This window comes from Flavobacterium sp. (assembly GCF_044377315.1).
In the GTDB taxonomy this organism is placed as follows: Bacteria; Bacteroidota; Bacteroidia; order Flavobacteriales; family Flavobacteriaceae; genus Flavobacterium.
Map to the genome: position 1 here is coordinate 1 of NZ_JBILJG010000010.1, position 15,928 is coordinate 15,928.

Below are 15,928 nucleotides of genomic sequence, written 5' to 3' on the forward strand. Positions count from 1 at the left end.
ATTTTTTTGAAATAAAAAAACCGATTAGCTATGCTAATCGGTTTTCTTTCGCGGAGAAAGAGGGATTCGAACCCCCGGACCTGTTACAGTCAACAGTTTTCAAGACTGCCGCATTCGACCGCTCTGCCATTTCTCCAATAAATCACAATCATTTTCTGATTGCGGTTGCAAATATAGTAACCTTTTTTGGTTTTCCAAATAGATTTACATCAAAAAAATATTATTTTTTTCAATGTTTTTATAATCATTTCATTTTGTTCAATTTAAGATTCAAAATAGTAATCTTAATAGCCAACATATTCTGTAATTTCAAGTCCATAACCTATCATTCCAACTCTTTTGGTCTGTTCCGAATTTGAAACAAGCTTGATTTTTGAAATATCTATATCATGAAGAATTTGTGCGCCAATTCCAAAATCTTTTGAATCCATTTTGATTTGTGGTGCTTTGTTTATACCTTTTTCTTGTAAAATCTTTAATTCGGTTAAACGATTTAATAAATCCAACGATTTGATTTCTTGGTTAATAAATAAAACGGCTCCTTTACCAGCTTCATTTATCAGTTTAAACATATCATCTAATTTCTTGTCTGCATTATTAGTTAAGGTTCCTAAGATATCATTATTAATTTGTGTCGAATTTATTCTAGTTACTATAGATTCTCCTTTATTCCAAGTACCTTTGGTTAGCGCTAGGTGAACTTGTTTGTTGGTAGTTTGAAGGTAAGCACGAAGTCTAAATTGACCAAAACGTGTTTGTATTTCAAAATCTTCCTTTTTTACAATCAAACTATCATGCTGCATTCTATAAGCAACTAAATCTTCAATCGAAACTAATTTCAAATCAAATTTTTTAGCTACTTCTACCAGTTGTGGTAATCTTGCCATTGTACCATCTTCATTCATGATTTCTACAATTACTCCAGCTGGTTTAAAACCGGCAAGTCTTGCAAAATCAATCGCGGCTTCTGTGTGACCAGTTCGCCTTAAAACACCTCCTTGTTTGGCAATTAATGGAAAAATATGTCCTGGACGACCTAAATCGTGCGGTTTTGTTTCTGGATTTACTAACGCTTTAACTGTTTTTGCTCTGTCACTTGCCGAAATTCCTGTTGTTACTCCATCTCCTCTTAAATCTACAGAAACTGTAAAAGCCGTTTCCATTATGTCGGTATTGTTAGTTACCATGGCATGAAGTTCTAATTCTTTGCAACGGCTTTCTGTAAGTGGAGCACAAATCAAACCACGACCATGAGTTGCCATGAAATTAATCATTTCGGGAGTAATTTTTTCGGCTGCAGCCAGAAAATCTCCTTCGTTTTCTCTATCTTCATCATCAACTACAATAATAACTTTGCCTTGACGAATATCTTCAATGGCTTCTTCTATAGAGTTGAGTTTAATTTTGTTGTCAGTCATGTTGTTAGTTGTATTATTTTAAATTTTTCAAAAAGGTTTTGTTTCTGAAATAAAATAGAATGTAAATTGGAAATAAAAGTACTACTACTAGTGCGTTTTGTGGAACAACTTTTTGATTGGTTATAGTTCCTATTTTTTCAATATTATTTTGAGATTCATATATATAATGTAATAATATTGCCAAAATGAAGATGCTTGCAATGCCCGTAAATAGAATGGTTTTTGGTAAAATTAATAAAATTAGAACCATCATTACAAAAGCTACAAAACTTATAATAGCAAATTTACTATTATTACTATATTTTTCAATTTCTGATGCTAAAGGTGGAATTTCTTTTTTTACGTTTTGATCCAATGAAACGCCAAGTTGTCTTTCTTTTGCTGCTTTAGAAGTAAATAAGTTGGTGAAAAAATCTTTAATTAGACTAAAATCAAATGAAATCATTCCGCCAATATCATTAATTGCTCTGTAAGTAAGCAAAATTGCTAGTGGTGTCAACACCATTGAAGACATCCAAGTTCCTAACAATGGTGGCATTCCATTTTGTGAGGCAAATCTTTTTCCAAAGGAATTGATAAAGTGAAAAATGATAAAAATTGTTACTGCAAAAACAATGGGTAAACCCAAACCACCTTTTCTTATTATGGAACCAAGTGGCGCACCAATAAAGAACATCAAGATACATGCATACGCAATGACAAACTTATCGTATAGCGCTATCCAATGTACGTTTATATATTTTTGTTTTTCTTCTTGTTCTGTTTTAGAACTTTCAATACTCATTATTATATTATCAACACTACTTGATGCAACTTGAAGAATAGTTTTTCTTTGAATAGTAGTATAATTTTTTAAAATAGGATTTTTAACGTTACTATTTTTGACCAAACTATCCTTTGAATTTATAAAATAATAGGATGGAGTTGTGATGCCTGTTCTTGAGTAACTATTATCACCAAATGAAATTTTGTCTTTTTTTAAATTAGTAGCAAGCGAATCGATGGTGTATTTTAGTTCTCTGACATTGAGCATATTGTCGGTGTTTGTGATTTCACCTTGTTCAAAACTTGAACTCGTCAGTTTAGACAAATCCATGTTGATTACATACTTTTTAAAAGAACTTTTGGCAAATGGTAATCTGATACGTTCTTCATATTTTTTTGGAATCAAATCTTCATAAAAATAGCCATTATTTAGAACTAATTGCAAATTATTTGAATCTTCACTACTAATTAGCAATCCATTTTTAGCTTTGATTACAGTTTTATTTCCGCTGCCATCTATTGCTTTTTTGTGAATGGTAATTCCAGTTAAAATATTTCCGTTTTCGCCAGACTTTTTATCAACTTTAATATTGTAATTACCTACATTGCTAAACTGACCTTCGGCTATTGCCATTGCAGGAGTGCGTTGGGCAATGTCTTTTCTAAAATTTATAAATTTATATTCTGCATAAGGAATTACATTATTGGCAAATATGAAAGCCCCAATACTTAGTATAAAAATAAAAACGGTCAATGTTTTTAGTGTTCTTTGAAATGAAATTCCAGACGATTTCATGGCGGCAAATTCATAGTTTTCTGCCAAATCGCCAAAAGTCATTATAGAAGCAAGTAGTACTGATAGCGGTAGCACTAACGGAATAATTCTTGGCATTGAAAACAATAAAAATTTCACTACCATTAAAAAATTTAAATCTTTACCAGCTAATTCTGAAATAAACAACCAAACGGTTTGTAATATAAAAATAAAGAATAAGATAACAAAAACCGTAGTTAATGTTGTTAGGAAAGTTTTTAGTAAGTAGCGATCAAGAATTTTCAAAACAAAAGATTAGTCTAGTTTGTTGATGTAATATTTTGGATATTTTGCTTGAACAAATGTAAACTGATTTTTTGACAATGGCTGATCGGTTTTGAAAGAATTAACAGTCAAGGTAGTTTTAGTACCATTTTTTCCTGTTTCTATAAGGTTGTAAATATGTTTAGTCTGAATATCAATACCTAGCAAAATTTCTTTTCTTGAATCTTTAGTGTTGTTTGGAATAAGCTTAATATATTGAATTTTTCTGCCTTTTACATTTTGTAAAATATCCCAAGAGTATTTGTAACCCGAATTAAAAAACGTCAACATTTTGTTTGGAGAAATCGAAGTATCATCTTTTTCATCAAATTTTGTTATCGTAATTTCTTCATCTTCAGGATTGATTGTGTAATTTTTTTTGCCATCAAACATTTTAGTAACTCCCATAATATTCAACACATATAAATTATCTTTGATAGTAACATTTCCTTTACTTTCTTGGTTAATGTTTTCCTTAGAATTGTTTAGAGTATATTTAAAGTCGATTACAATATTAGCATAACTTTTTACTTTTGCTGTTACTTCGTCTAATAATGTTTTTGCTTTTTTGTCTTGTGCCTGTGTTGTTAGGCTTAAAAGTAAGAATAAAGAAATTTGAAAAATCTTTTTCATTTTAAAAATTGTTTTGTTCATTGTTTAAAAATTGATCTAAAGAAGATAAGTCAGTAATGTTTACACTTCTAGCTTTACTTCCTTCAAATGGACCTACAATTCCTGCTGCTTCTAATTGATCTATCAATCTTCCGGCACGGTTGTAACCCAGTTTCAATTTTCTTTGCAATAATGATGCCGAACCTTGTTGAGCTGTTACAATTATTTCGGCGGCTTCTCTAAATAAGGCATCTCTTTCTGAAATATCAATATCTAATGATGAACTACTTTCTTCACCTATAAATTCAGGTAGCATATAAGCATCTGAATATCCTTTTTGTGATCCAATAAATTCAACTATTTTCTCAACTTCTGGTGTGTCAACAAAGGCACATTGTACACGAATTACATCATTTCCGTTAGAAACAAGTAAATCGCCTCGACCTATCAATTGATCTGCTCCTCCAGTATCTAAAATGGTACGTGAATCAATTTTTGACGTTACTCTAAAAGCTATTCTCGCAGGAAAATTAGCCTTAATCATGCCTGTAATTACATTTACCGATGGTCGTTGGGTTGCTATAATTAAATGAATTCCAATAGCACGAGCCAATTGAGCCAAGCGAGCAATAGGTGTTTCTACTTCTTTACCAGCGGTCATAATCAAATCGGCAAACTCATCGACAACCAAAACTATATAAGGTAAAAAACGATGCCCAGCCTCTGGATTTAATTTTCTTTGCTTGAATTTATCGTTGTATTCTTTGATATTTCTAACCATCGCATCTTTTAGTAAAGAATAGCGATTGTCCATTTCTACACAAAGAGAGTTTAATGTGTTAATTACCTTACTGTTATCTGTTATTATTGCATCTTCAGAATCTGGTAATTTGGCTAAATAATGTCTTTCAATTTTATTAAAAAGTGTCAATTCTACTTTTTTCGGATCGACTAAAACGAATTTCACTTCTGCAGGATGTTTTTTGTATAAAAGCGAAGTTAAAACAGCATTCAAACCAACAGATTTTCCTTGTCCAGTAGCACCAGCCATCAATAGGTGAGGCATTTTGGCTAAATCGACAACATATGTTTCGTTTGAAATTGTTTTTCCCAGAGCGATTGGTAATTCCATTTCAGCTTCTTGAAATTTTGGAGAACCAATAACACTTCGCATCGAAACCATGGTCGGATTTTTATTCGGAACTTCAATGCCAATTGTTCCTTTTCCCGGCATTGGTGCTATAATACGAATTCCTAATGCGGCAAGTGAAAGCGCAATATCATCCTCAAGACTTTTAATTTTTGAAATTCTAATTCCGGCTTCTGGAACAATTTCATATAAGGTAACAGATGGACCAACCGTTGCTTTAATTTGAGCAATTTCAATTTTATAATTACGAAGCGTTTCAACAATATTATTCTTGTTGTCTTCTAACTCTTGTTGGTTAATGGTAATTCCGCCCGAAGTATATTCTTTTAATAAATCTAATGTTGGAAATTTATAATTTGACAATTCTAAAGTTGGATCAAACAAACCAAAATCGGCGACTAGGCGAGAGGATAAATTTTCTTCAAAAATATCTTCTTCGGGAGCTGTTTCTATTACAAATTCTTCAGTTGATGAAATAGTTTCAACAGGTTTTTGAATAGAAGTTGTTTCTAAGTTAATTTCAGAAGAATGTGAAATGGTTGGTTTCAAATCTTCTTTATTGATTTCAAATTGTGAAGTCGATTTTAAAACAGGTTCAGGGAGTTCTTCATCCTCTTTATCAAAATAATTGGGAACTTTTTCTTGGTTTTCTTCTTCGTCTTCATTTACAGCAAATTCTTCTAAATTATAAGATAAATCGCTTGAAGATTTTGTTGCTGGCGTTAGTTCATCTTTAATTTCTTTTTTCTTTTTTTCAAAAAATGATTTGATTGTTTCAGGCGACATTTTTATTTTGAAAATCAAATAAATCAAAAGTCCAAATACCAAAACTAAAAGTGTTCCAGTTTTACCTATGTAATCTTGTAGAAATTGATTCATTTCAAAACCAATGGTTCCTCCAAGTTCAGGCATTGAAGTGGCAAAAAAACCAAATAGAACCGAAAGAATAATGATTACAAACAAATCCCAAAACCAAATATTTTTTAGTTTTTTGAATGAAATTTCTAAAGCTAAAAACGCACCTGTTAAGAAAATTAATTTGACAAATAGGAAAGAAGAAATACCAAATCCTTTGTAAATAAAGAAATCGGCTAAAAAAACACCAAATTTTCCTAACCAATTGCCAGAAGTTTCTTCGCGACTAGCAAGCTCAGTTAAAATGCTTTGATCTTGTTGACCATAAATAAAAAAAGAAATAAATGAGACCAAAAGTGCTACTGAAAAAAGAACGAGTAAACTTCCAAAAAGCATTTTCTGCTGTCTTGAAAGCTTCCAAAAATTCCTGTTTTCGGTAGATTCTGTTTTTTTAGTTGTTTCTTTTTTTGATGTTTTAGTCATTGTAATTTTGCTTTTTTTATAAAAACTTCGGAATATAAATGATACAACCAATCGCAATGGCTGTCATTGCTGCAAAAAATACAGCACCGGCTGCAATATCTTTGATAAAACCAATGCGTTCATGGTATTCTGGATGAATAAAATCGGCTACTTTTTCAACAGCAGTGTTTAATCCTTCAATTCCTAGAACCAAACCAATTGCTAATGTTTGCACCAACCATTCTTCATGAGAGATTTCAAAATAAAAACCAGCTATAATCATCAAAACTGCCAATGCGCTCTGAACCATTACGCTGTGTTCTGTTGTAATCAATTTGATAGCACCATTTAGTGCAAATCCCATGCTTTTAAATCTTCCTGTGAAAAAAGTTTTATCTCTTTCAAATTCCATATAAATACTATTATAATGCTGCTAAAGCGGCATCGTAATTTGGTTCGTCTGCAATTTCTCCAACTTGTTCGGCATATTTTACATCTCCATTTTCATCTATAATTATCACAACTCTTGAATGTAATCCTGCTAACGGACCATCTACAATTTCTAAACCATAATTTTTTCCGAAGCTACCTTCTTTAAAATCAGATAAATTCACTACATTTTCTAATCCTTCTGCACCGCAAAAACGTTTTTGTGCAAACGGTAAATCTCTCGAAATACATAACACTTTTGTGTTTTCTAATGCGCTTGCTTTTGCATTAAAAGTTCTTACCGATGTAGCACAAGTTCCAGTATCAATACTTGGAAAGATGTTTAAAACTAATTTGATTCCTGCAAAATCTGCTAAAGTTGCTTCTAATAAATCATTTTTAATCAATTGAAAATCAATTGCTTTTGAACCTACTTGCGGTAACGAACCATTTGTATGTATTGGGTTTCCGCCTAATGTTATTGATGCCATTTTTTTATATTTTTTGAGAATTCAAAAGTATGAAATTATTTCCGAATAGGGAAAAATCATTTGATTATAAAATTTAACATAAAATAGTCACTTTATTATATTTGTATATCGTAATATTGCAATATAATAATTTTATAAAAATGGGAGCATCTAAATTAGAATCTTTTTCGGCAGAACAAAACGAAATGGCCAAGATATTTAAAGCACTTTCGCATCCTGCAAGAATTGCAATTGTCGATTATTTATTGTCGGTTGACACCTGTATTTGTGGCGATATTGTAAACAAATTGCCACTGGCGCAACCAACTGTTTCTCAGCATCTAAAAGAATTAAAAAACGCCAATATCATAAAAGGAAATATAGAAGGAACTGCTATTTGCTATTGTATAAATCCTGATACCATCGATAAAATTGAAAATCATTTTGGCATAATTCGTCACAAACTAAAAAACAAATGTTGTTAGCTTATCACTATTTACTAATCACTAATTACTAAAAATGAAACTATCAGAACTAAAAAACAAGTTAAAAAAACTTTCTAAAATTGCCTTTCAATTACCTAATGGAGAATTAGTTCCAAATCATTTTCACATTACAGAAGTTGGTAAAATATCAAAACATTTTATCGATTGTGGTGGCGTTATAAGAAATGAAGAAGTAGTAAATTTTCAACTTTGGGAAGCAAAGGATTATGATCATAGATTGCATCCAGAAAAATTACTTAACATTATTGAATTATCTGAAGAAAAACTTCAAATTCCAGATTTAGAAATTGAGGTAGAATACCAAATGAAAGAAACTATTGGAAAATTCAGTTTACATTTTGACGGAACTAATTTTCAATTAAAATCAAAATTAACCGATTGTTTAGCAAAGGATAATTGCGGAATTCCTGTTGAAAAATTGAATACTAAAATAGGCGAGTGGAAGCAAAAAGAAGTAACTTCTTGTTGCACGCCTGATTCTGGTTGTTGTTAAAAAGTAGCACAAGGTTTTCAAGAAGTTTCTCAAAGAAATCTGTGCTAATCTGTGAAATCTGTGGTAAAAAATAACAGTTAAAAATTTTAAAATCTTTGTGAGCTTTATGCCTTCATTGTGCGCTTTGTGGTAAATATATATATATGCTAGAAAATCTATCAAAAACAATACAGTTAGTTTCAAAAATTTCTGTTCCAAATGAAAGAAAGGAAGTTTTACAACCTTTGATTGAGTATGTTCAAAATAAAGTAAATTCCAATAAAGAAATTCGGCTAAACTTCATTTGCACACACAATTCTCGAAGAAGTCATTTGTCGCAAGTTTGGGCGCAAACAATGGCATTTCATTTCGAAATTCAAACTATATTTTGCTATTCTGGTGGAACTGAAGCTACTGCTATGTTTCCAAAAGTTGGCGAAACATTGGCCAATCAAGGTTTTGAAATTCAGAAACTGAGTGAAACACAGAATTCAGTTTATGCTATAAAAATTGATGAAAATCAGCATCCAATCATTTGTTTTTCTAAAACATATTTTGATAGTTTTAATCCGAAAAGTAAGTTTGGAGCCATCATGACTTGCAATAATGCCGATGAAGGTTGTCCGATGGTTTTTGGTGCAGAAGCAAGATTTTCAATAAAATACGATGATCCAAAAGCCTTTGACGGAACGGATGTAATGAACGAAAAATACACAGAACGCAGTTTACAAATCGCCAGCGAGATGTATTTTGTGTTTTCTCAAATAAAAACGAACCTTTAAAATCTTAGTGAACTTTGTGCCTTCATTGTTCGCTTAGTAGTTAAACAACATGAAAAAACGCCTCAACTTTTTAGATAGATTTTTAACACTTTGGATATTTATAGCCATGCTAATTGGCGTTGGTATTGGATATTTTATTCCTAATTCAGCCGATTTTATTAACTCGTTTTCTTCAGGTACAACTAATATTCCGTTGGCAATTGGATTGATTTTGATGATGTATCCTCCATTGACCAAAATCGATTTTTCTAAAGTGCCACAAATGTTTGAACAGCCCAAATTATTGACAGCTTCATTTTTTATCACTTGGATTGTTGGGCCGTTTTTAATGTTTTTGTTGGCTACTTTTTTCCTAAAAGATTATCCCGAATACATGACAGGTTTAATCATTATCGGAATTGCGCCGTGCATTGCAATGGTTATTGTGTGGAACGAATTAGCCGAAGGCAATCGCGAATTAACCGCTGGTTTAATCGGAATTAATAGTTTATTACAAGTATTTTTCTTCAGTTTGTATGCTTATTTCTATTTGGAAATTATGTTGCCTTTATTCGGAATAAAAGGGTTGGAACTCAATATTACTATTGTCGAAATTGCAAAAACGGTTGGAATTTACCTCGGAATTCCTTTTGCGTTAGCAGTTATTAGCCGCTTTGCGATAAAAAAATACGCTGGCGAAAAATGGTTCAATCAAAAATTTATTCCGTTTGTTTCGCCTATTACTTTGGTGGCTTTGCTTTTTACCATTGTAATTATGTTCAGCCTAAAAGGCGAAATGATGGTCGATTTGCCAATGGACGTCATTAGAATTGCTATTCCGTTAGTAATCTTCTTTGCGATTATGTTTTTTTTGATGTTTTTTGTTGCCAAGAAAATCGGCGCCAATTATCGAGATGCTGTTGCGTTATCGTTTACCGCTTCGGGCAATAATTTTGAGTTAGCTATAGCTGTTTCCATAGGTGTTTTTGGTATTAACAGCGGACAAGCATTTGCTGGTGTAATTGGACCTTTAGTAGAAGTTCCTGCTTTGATTATCTTAGTAAATGTGGCGTTTTGGTTGCGCAAGAAGTATTTTGGTTAAACATTGAAAACCAAGAATACAAAACTAATTTTATAATAAGCACAACTTAGCTATTTATTGGAACTGTTGTTGGCGGTTGTTGTAATTATATGGTAAATAAAAAAAGCGATTAATAATTATTAATCGCTTTTCTGTTAAATTGTAAAAATTTTAATCATTTAATATAACCCACATTCTATCAACCAAAGGAGACCGTAGAAAATAATCACCATTTGGTGTTTCAATTTCGCAAGCTAAAACTTCATTTTCAGTATATTGTTGTAACCGAAAATTTACTATAGGTTTATCAAACATTAATTGATTTAGTCTTTGGGGTTCAATATGAGCATCAAAACTTATACGTTTAACATTTAGTGGTATAATTGATTGTTTTGTTTTTATAAGAAATCTATATTCAATTCCGTCTCCTGAATCCTCAGTAACTTGATCTCTTCTATACACTATTAATGTATCACCAATTTTTCTATCAAACCATTGGTTATCACCCAAATCTTGATATGTATCAGGCCAACGTGGATATATATTATTTGATGACAGACCCAATTCTTGAAGATTATGAGAATTTGAATTTACAGGTACGACTTCACAATTTTTTGAACAAGAAGTTATTATAAAAGCAAAAGAAATTAGTATTATACTTTTCATTATATATTGATTAAATTATGATTTAGTTCTTAAATATAGTTTTTTGGTTAACAAATCCCGACTCTGTTTCTTTAGTAATTATATGATATTCTTGAGACTGTAATTGCTCAAATAAGTTTGGGTCTGATGCTTTAATTTGATCTAATGTTTCATACATTATAACTGGAGAACCTAAATTAGGCAATGACTTGACATCACCTTTTATATAGGGCTCAAAAGAACTAAAACATTCAATACCTCCAGCTTGATGAACTTCACTTCCCAAATAGGGGATTTGTACGTTTACCAAGTGGTTATTTATTGAATAGTTATATTGATCGGTAACTGTTTTATTTAAAGTTCCTATAGTAGAATTTGAGAATATCCAATTAAATCCTTTTTGGAAACGTAAAGTATAGGTCGGACAATTCCAAACATTTGCACCAGTATTTGTTTCATTTGGGGTATAAGTTTTTGAATAAGCTGTTGTATTGCTAGTTGATGAACTGCCAACATCTACTACTGCAAATGGCTCGTATAAGCTCTCAATTTCATTTTTTGCATTTCTATAACCATAAATATTTGTAGGGCTGTTGTAGTAGGCTTCGATTTGTTCTCGCATTCTATTGGCTTGTCCTTGTGTAAATTCTGCATTTCCAGGCAATAAATCTGCGCCAATTTGTCTACATGGTCCACCAGTATTGGTACTCATGAAATTTTTAACTGGACAATTAACATAAACGGTTCCCATACAATCTGTTGCATTTATTGGATTAAGATAACCACAAGTAGGGCTAACAAAGAGACTAGATGGAATATGAGAAGCAGGTGTATCTGTTACTAAATCTCCAGCAGTATCGGAATTAGATCCATCAACTAACTCGCAATTAGCGGTGCCATAACCTTGATGAGTATGAAGCAGATTGAAATTATGTCCAATTTCATGAGGCAAGGTTGCAGTAAGTAATCTATTATATGCAAAAGCACTGTTTATTCCAGGTCTGTTGGCTACGCCTGATGTTTGAGCTGATGAATTTACAGTACTTATGTCAATAGCCTCAACAATATACAAATTCATTGCATTATAATCATAAACAGGATTTGTCATTCCTGTCTTACTATATTGCACCATTTCAGAAAAAAATGGGTGTGCAGCATTCTGATTTTGAGCACCGCCATTGAAAGAACGTATCTTCATATACAACGAATTCTTAATAACATCAAATCCAATATATTTAAAAAAAATATTATACTTATTGAAATGAGTGTTTAATATTAGAATTGCGTTCATTACTTCGTTTTCTCCATAATTAGCCGTTACGCCTGTTCCGTTAGTGTTTTTTACAATGTGAAACTTGACATTAAAGACATATTTAGTAGATTCTGGTGGTGGAGCTAATACAGACCTACTATATAAAGCACTAGGTGGTTGAACAAAGTCTGGATTTGGATAATCTGGACAATCTAGAATTTGACTAAATGTCAAAATAGAATTTAAAAACGCGAAAATTAAAATAATTTTTTTCATAATTTTAAAATTTAATATGTTAAAAAAAAAGTTTTCTTTTCATTTTGCGTTAACCTTTTCGATTAATTTTTTCAAAATGTTTGTTTTACGTTTCAGTTTTGGTACACAAAATAGTTAGTTAGTAGGATTTTTTTTTAACAATCGCCAAAACTTCTTAGCTCTAGGAGAAGTTTCGTACTAAAGTAATCACAATTTTTGAATTCACCAAATCTTTCTGACAAAAAATTAACTTTTAATTAAAATTATACCCGTTCTATTGCAAGAGGCGGTTATGAAAGGTTTTTTATTTTCTTTTTAAATCAAATCCTAAGTTAAGCTGTACCATAATTGGTAAAATGTTTCCATTTCCATTTGTGTCAAAGTAGTATTGAGGTCCGAGGTCAAATAGTAAGTGAAAATTTTTCCCGTATTTTCTTTGGATTCCCCAAGTTGGTCCAAATGCAAAATCCAAATCTGATGTCCGATTTACATTTTCGGCTATTGAATTTCCGCGTGTTACAAATCGTAAGGACACAAAATTTCCCGAGTTGTTTGCTGTATTTCGTTTTTTTTCGTTTCTTTTATTTAGGTTGTAAAACCATTTTTGTTGAAAATCCGCAAATGGACTAATTATATAAATAAATCCGTTTTCGCCATAAGTCAAATCAGGATATCCTCCACCATAACCAACTCCTAGAGCTGAAGAAAAAGTAGAATAGTGTCCTGTTGGAATTTCCAATTCAATTGCTGGATTTAAAAAATTTACACGCAAAACTTTTTCAGTTGTTATGTCATTTTTTTCTTGAGAATAATTTAAAGTTGAAAAAACTCCAAATGTTAAAATAAATATGATTTTTTTCATTTAATTCTATTGTTTGTTTTAGTAAGTTATTGAATTCGTCCACTGACTTTGTAAGTACAAAACCAATTTTAGAGTAAGCCCAAAAGCTATCATTTTTGCAAACTTCAATTGGAAGATAGTTATTTTTTAATTTTTTATTTGGTCATTAATCAATTTGTTTAATGAAGTTTGTTAAAGATTTCTTTAGGTTTGGATCAATTTGATAGTTTATAATATCCTTATCAAAATAAATGTTGTCAATTTTCAAACCATTTTGGTCAATAAATATAATTTTCTCATTCCATGTTTTTTGAGTTGGATAATGTTTATTTGACAAATTTACAGTTACTTCAATTTTTTCATTTACAGTTTTTATTTCATTGATTTTAAAATCAGTTACACCTTCATATAAAGAGGATACTCTACTTCCCTCTCTCAAAAAGGGTTTATCTGTTTGATGCTTGCTGTTTGCTATTCGTTGTGCATCAACTTTTGATACAGAATCACATTGTCTATTTAATGCTACTATTTCTTTAGAAAAAATTAGGGTATCATTCAATGGGTACTTATCGTGGCTATCACCATAGTACATTTTTTGTAAAGAGCTATTTAGTATCTTTTCTTTTTCATTATTTGTGTTTTCTGAATTATTCTTTTGATTACAAGCAATAACGCTCATTAAAATTCCTAAAATTACGATTTTCTTCATTTTGATTAAAATTTATGTTACTTATACTATAATATATATTTTCAATTTTATTTACAATGAAAGTTAACGTAAGACATTGAAATACTTAACAATCTCATAAACAAATAAAAAAAATAAATGTAAGAAAAATAGAATTTTTGTGTTTTTATTCTGCCGCCTACACAAGGTATTTGCAAAAAATAACGTTTCGCGGCTTTGCGAGGTGCAAGGCTTCGGACTGCATATTTTCTATTTAAGATAAAAGTTCAATGCGAAATGTAAACGTGTATTTATTACATAATTCGCAATTGCGAGAAACGGCTGTTATGCGATGGTTTTTTTGTATTGTTCAAGTACTACAATATTTGTTAATCTATCTTTTATATCATCCATAATAAATAGAATTTCTCTGTTTAATTCAGAGTATTCAACTTCATCTAAAGGTACATATTCCCCATGTGCAATAGAATTTCTATTTTTTAATAATATTTGATCAATCAGGTTACTTTTTAATTCATAATTAGTATAATCTATACCAACTGTTGTTAATATTTCTCTCAAAATATGTGAGCTTAAATTAGAACCTGTTTTTATTACATTATCTGTTGGAATATTTGCTCTTTGATTTAGTTTATTCTGAATGAAATCAACAATTTGGCAATGAATAGTTGCCTTGTTTGATTCCTCAAAATTCTTTAATTCATATTTTAAACTTGTTGCTAATATGTTTTCTGTAAGCTCAACATAATTTAATCTTTTAAGTTTTATATGTTTAAGATAGTTTTCGCATGCACTTTTTATGAAACCTTCATAATGTGCATAAAGTAAAAGGACACCAATTCTTAAATTTGTTTTATAATTCGGTGTTCCATCCTTTATGTTTGATTTAATGTAAGTCAATTCTTTTTTACGCCAAGCTATGTCCTCATTTATGGCATCAAAAAAATCCTCTTTTGTATTAAGCCTCATTTGAAAACATTTTTTCTCCTAAAGGAATTAGTACAGGTAGTCTTGAAGTAACGTTTACACCGCTACCATATTTTGTTAAAAAATCTGTTGATTCCCATATTTTTTTTATACTATTTAGTATTTCAGTTTCATCCAGCAAACTACCTTTTTCTATATTTTTACCAACTCCAATTGAAATTGTTTCAAATAGAGATAATAAAAATTTGCCTTGAAATTTATCATTTGCTTTTACATATCTTTTAAAAACATCTTCACCTAAAATTTTGTTTAGAATAGCAAATGTTCCTTCAAAAATTGCCTTTTCTTTATCTTTATCAAATGTTGTATCTTCAGCATATTTAATCATTTTGTCAGTAATGAATTCTGATAAATCTGTAACACCTTTTATTTCACTCAATTCAATATTTTTATAGATAAAATATCTTAAAGCTAATTCAATATGATATTGTTCTTCTATTAGTCTGTCAGCTAATGATATTGTATTTAAGAAATTTTCATTATTAGAAATAGACTTTAACCAATGATAGAATTCTTTATTAATCATTATTAATAAACAATTCCTAACTTCTTGATCAGACAATCTTGAACCTAATGTATTGATTCTTTGAAATAGTTCAAATTTTACATTTTTGTCACTTTGTTTTTTGACAATTTTCACATCAATTTTCACTCTTTTAATCTCAAGCTTTAAACTACTATCAATTTCAAATTGTTTATTTGGATTATTCCATTTAAATCCTGCAAGTTTGTCTAAATGCGGAGTTGAAACAAGCGTGCTACCTGGCAAATTATTTCCATTTTCATCTTTTAAAATTTCCATAAACTCAAATATTGTAGAAAGACGTTGTAAACCGTCGACTACATCCCAAATACCATTTTCTCTTTGAGAAACAAAAATTGAAGGAATAGGAATTCCCAACAATATTGATTCAATTAATTTTGACTTTTGAACATCGTTCCATCTAAAAATCCTTTGAAAATCAGGATGAATATCTAGCTCGCCATCTTTATAAATACTTGCTAATTCGCCTATTGACATTGGATAACCATCTGTGTGAATTTCCTTTGATTTCTCTTGAACTTGTTCTAAAAGTGTCATATTATTTTTTTTAAATTTTTTATTTACTTCGGTTCTTGTAAACTATCGCATAACGTCAGACTGTGAAAAAACATCGCAATCTTTGCACCAAATATAGTAAAATAGTTGTAAGAAAGTTAT

The 15,928-nt window shown here is 30.6% G+C and carries 15 protein-coding genes, 1 tRNA gene and 1 pseudogene; 4 read left to right on the forward strand and 13 right to left on the reverse strand.

Translation table 11 applies throughout. The features are described from left to right. Positions 1-51 precede the first annotated feature (51 nt). The 7 genes and pseudogenes from ACIQ66_RS04520 to tpx all read right to left on the reverse strand — a co-directional run bounded on the left by ACIQ66_RS04520 (position 52) and on the right by tpx (position 7,260). A tRNA-Ser gene (locus ACIQ66_RS04520) sits at positions 52-136 on the reverse strand. Positions 137-284: 148 nt separating this feature from the next. Next, positions 285-1,418 carry a 3,4-dihydroxy-2-butanone-4-phosphate synthase gene (gene ribB, locus ACIQ66_RS04525; RefSeq protein ID WP_396211618.1) on the reverse strand — a complete coding sequence of 378 codons (1,134 nt, stop codon included), beginning with the start codon at positions 1,416-1,418 and terminating at the stop codon, positions 285-287. 385 nt (positions 1,419-1,803) lie between these two features. Further along, a pseudogene (locus ACIQ66_RS04530) lies at positions 1,804-3,243 on the reverse strand (LptF/LptG family permease); the annotation flags it as partial. A 9-nt stretch (positions 3,244-3,252) separates the two neighbouring features. After that, on the reverse strand, positions 3,253-3,894 hold the full coding sequence (locus ACIQ66_RS04535; RefSeq protein ID WP_396211619.1) for an outer membrane lipoprotein carrier protein LolA: 642 nt from the start codon (positions 3,892-3,894) through the stop codon (positions 3,253-3,255). Position 3,895: 1 nt separating this feature from the next. Next, the gene (locus tag ACIQ66_RS04540; RefSeq protein ID WP_396211620.1) at positions 3,896-6,361 is read right to left on the reverse strand and encodes a DNA translocase FtsK; all 2,466 of its coding nucleotides are present in this window, start codon (positions 6,359-6,361) and stop codon (positions 3,896-3,898) included. Between the two features lie 16 nt (positions 6,362-6,377). Next, entirely contained in the window at positions 6,378-6,752 is a 375-nt protein-coding gene (locus ACIQ66_RS04545) for a diacylglycerol kinase (RefSeq protein ID WP_396211621.1), read from the reverse strand. 10 nt (positions 6,753-6,762) lie between these two features. Continuing rightward, positions 6,763-7,260: a thiol peroxidase gene (gene tpx / locus ACIQ66_RS04550; protein WP_396211622.1), complete on the reverse strand. Its 498-nt coding sequence runs from the start codon at positions 7,258-7,260 to the stop codon at positions 6,763-6,765. Positions 7,261-7,400: 140 nt separating this feature from the next. Here tpx and ACIQ66_RS04555 point away from each other — a divergent pair, with 140 nt between their 5' ends. The 4 genes from ACIQ66_RS04555 to arsB all read left to right on the forward strand — a co-directional run bounded on the left by ACIQ66_RS04555 (position 7,401) and on the right by arsB (position 10,080). Continuing rightward, complete coding sequence (locus ACIQ66_RS04555; RefSeq protein WP_396211623.1) at positions 7,401-7,724, forward strand: ArsR/SmtB family transcription factor; 324 nt, start codon at positions 7,401-7,403, stop codon at positions 7,722-7,724. A 34-nt stretch (positions 7,725-7,758) separates the two neighbouring features. After that, the gene (locus ACIQ66_RS04560; protein ID WP_396211624.1) at positions 7,759-8,238 is read left to right on the forward strand and encodes a DUF6428 family protein; all 480 of its coding nucleotides are present in this window, start codon (positions 7,759-7,761) and stop codon (positions 8,236-8,238) included. A gap of 143 nt (positions 8,239-8,381) precedes the next feature. Beyond that, positions 8,382-8,999 (forward strand): protein-tyrosine-phosphatase, encoded by a 618-nt coding sequence (locus ACIQ66_RS04565; protein WP_396211625.1) that lies wholly within the window; start codon positions 8,382-8,384, stop codon positions 8,997-8,999. Positions 9,000-9,048: 49 nt separating this feature from the next. After that, positions 9,049-10,080 (forward strand): ACR3 family arsenite efflux transporter, encoded by a 1,032-nt coding sequence (gene arsB, locus ACIQ66_RS04570; protein ID WP_396211626.1) that lies wholly within the window; start codon positions 9,049-9,051, stop codon positions 10,078-10,080. 150 nt (positions 10,081-10,230) lie between these two features. On the opposite strand, the gene ACIQ66_RS04575 is transcribed toward arsB, so the two are convergent. The 6 genes from ACIQ66_RS04575 to ACIQ66_RS04600 all read right to left on the reverse strand — a co-directional run bounded on the left by ACIQ66_RS04575 (position 10,231) and on the right by ACIQ66_RS04600 (position 15,808). After that, positions 10,231-10,725 (reverse strand): hypothetical protein, encoded by a 495-nt coding sequence (locus tag ACIQ66_RS04575; RefSeq protein ID WP_396211627.1) that lies wholly within the window; start codon positions 10,723-10,725, stop codon positions 10,231-10,233. Positions 10,726-10,747: 22 nt separating this feature from the next. Further along, positions 10,748-12,232, reverse strand: a complete 1,485-nt coding sequence (locus ACIQ66_RS04580; protein WP_396211628.1) for a hypothetical protein — start codon at positions 12,230-12,232, stop codon at positions 10,748-10,750. Between the two features lie 283 nt (positions 12,233-12,515). After that, positions 12,516-13,073 (reverse strand): hypothetical protein, encoded by a 558-nt coding sequence (locus ACIQ66_RS04585; protein ID WP_396211629.1) that lies wholly within the window; start codon positions 13,071-13,073, stop codon positions 12,516-12,518. Between the two features lie 145 nt (positions 13,074-13,218). Next, on the reverse strand, positions 13,219-13,761 hold the full coding sequence (locus ACIQ66_RS04590; protein WP_396211630.1) for a hypothetical protein: 543 nt from the start codon (positions 13,759-13,761) through the stop codon (positions 13,219-13,221). A 303-nt stretch (positions 13,762-14,064) separates the two neighbouring features. Next, a complete protein-coding gene (locus ACIQ66_RS04595) occupies positions 14,065-14,709 on the reverse strand; it encodes an MAE_28990/MAE_18760 family HEPN-like nuclease (protein WP_396211631.1) in 645 nt (214 codons plus the stop codon). Then, entirely contained in the window at positions 14,699-15,808 is a 1,110-nt protein-coding gene (locus ACIQ66_RS04600; protein ID WP_396211632.1) for a DUF262 domain-containing protein, read from the reverse strand. The genes ACIQ66_RS04595 and ACIQ66_RS04600 overlap by 11 nt, the downstream gene beginning before the upstream one ends. Positions 15,809-15,928 lie beyond the last annotated feature (120 nt).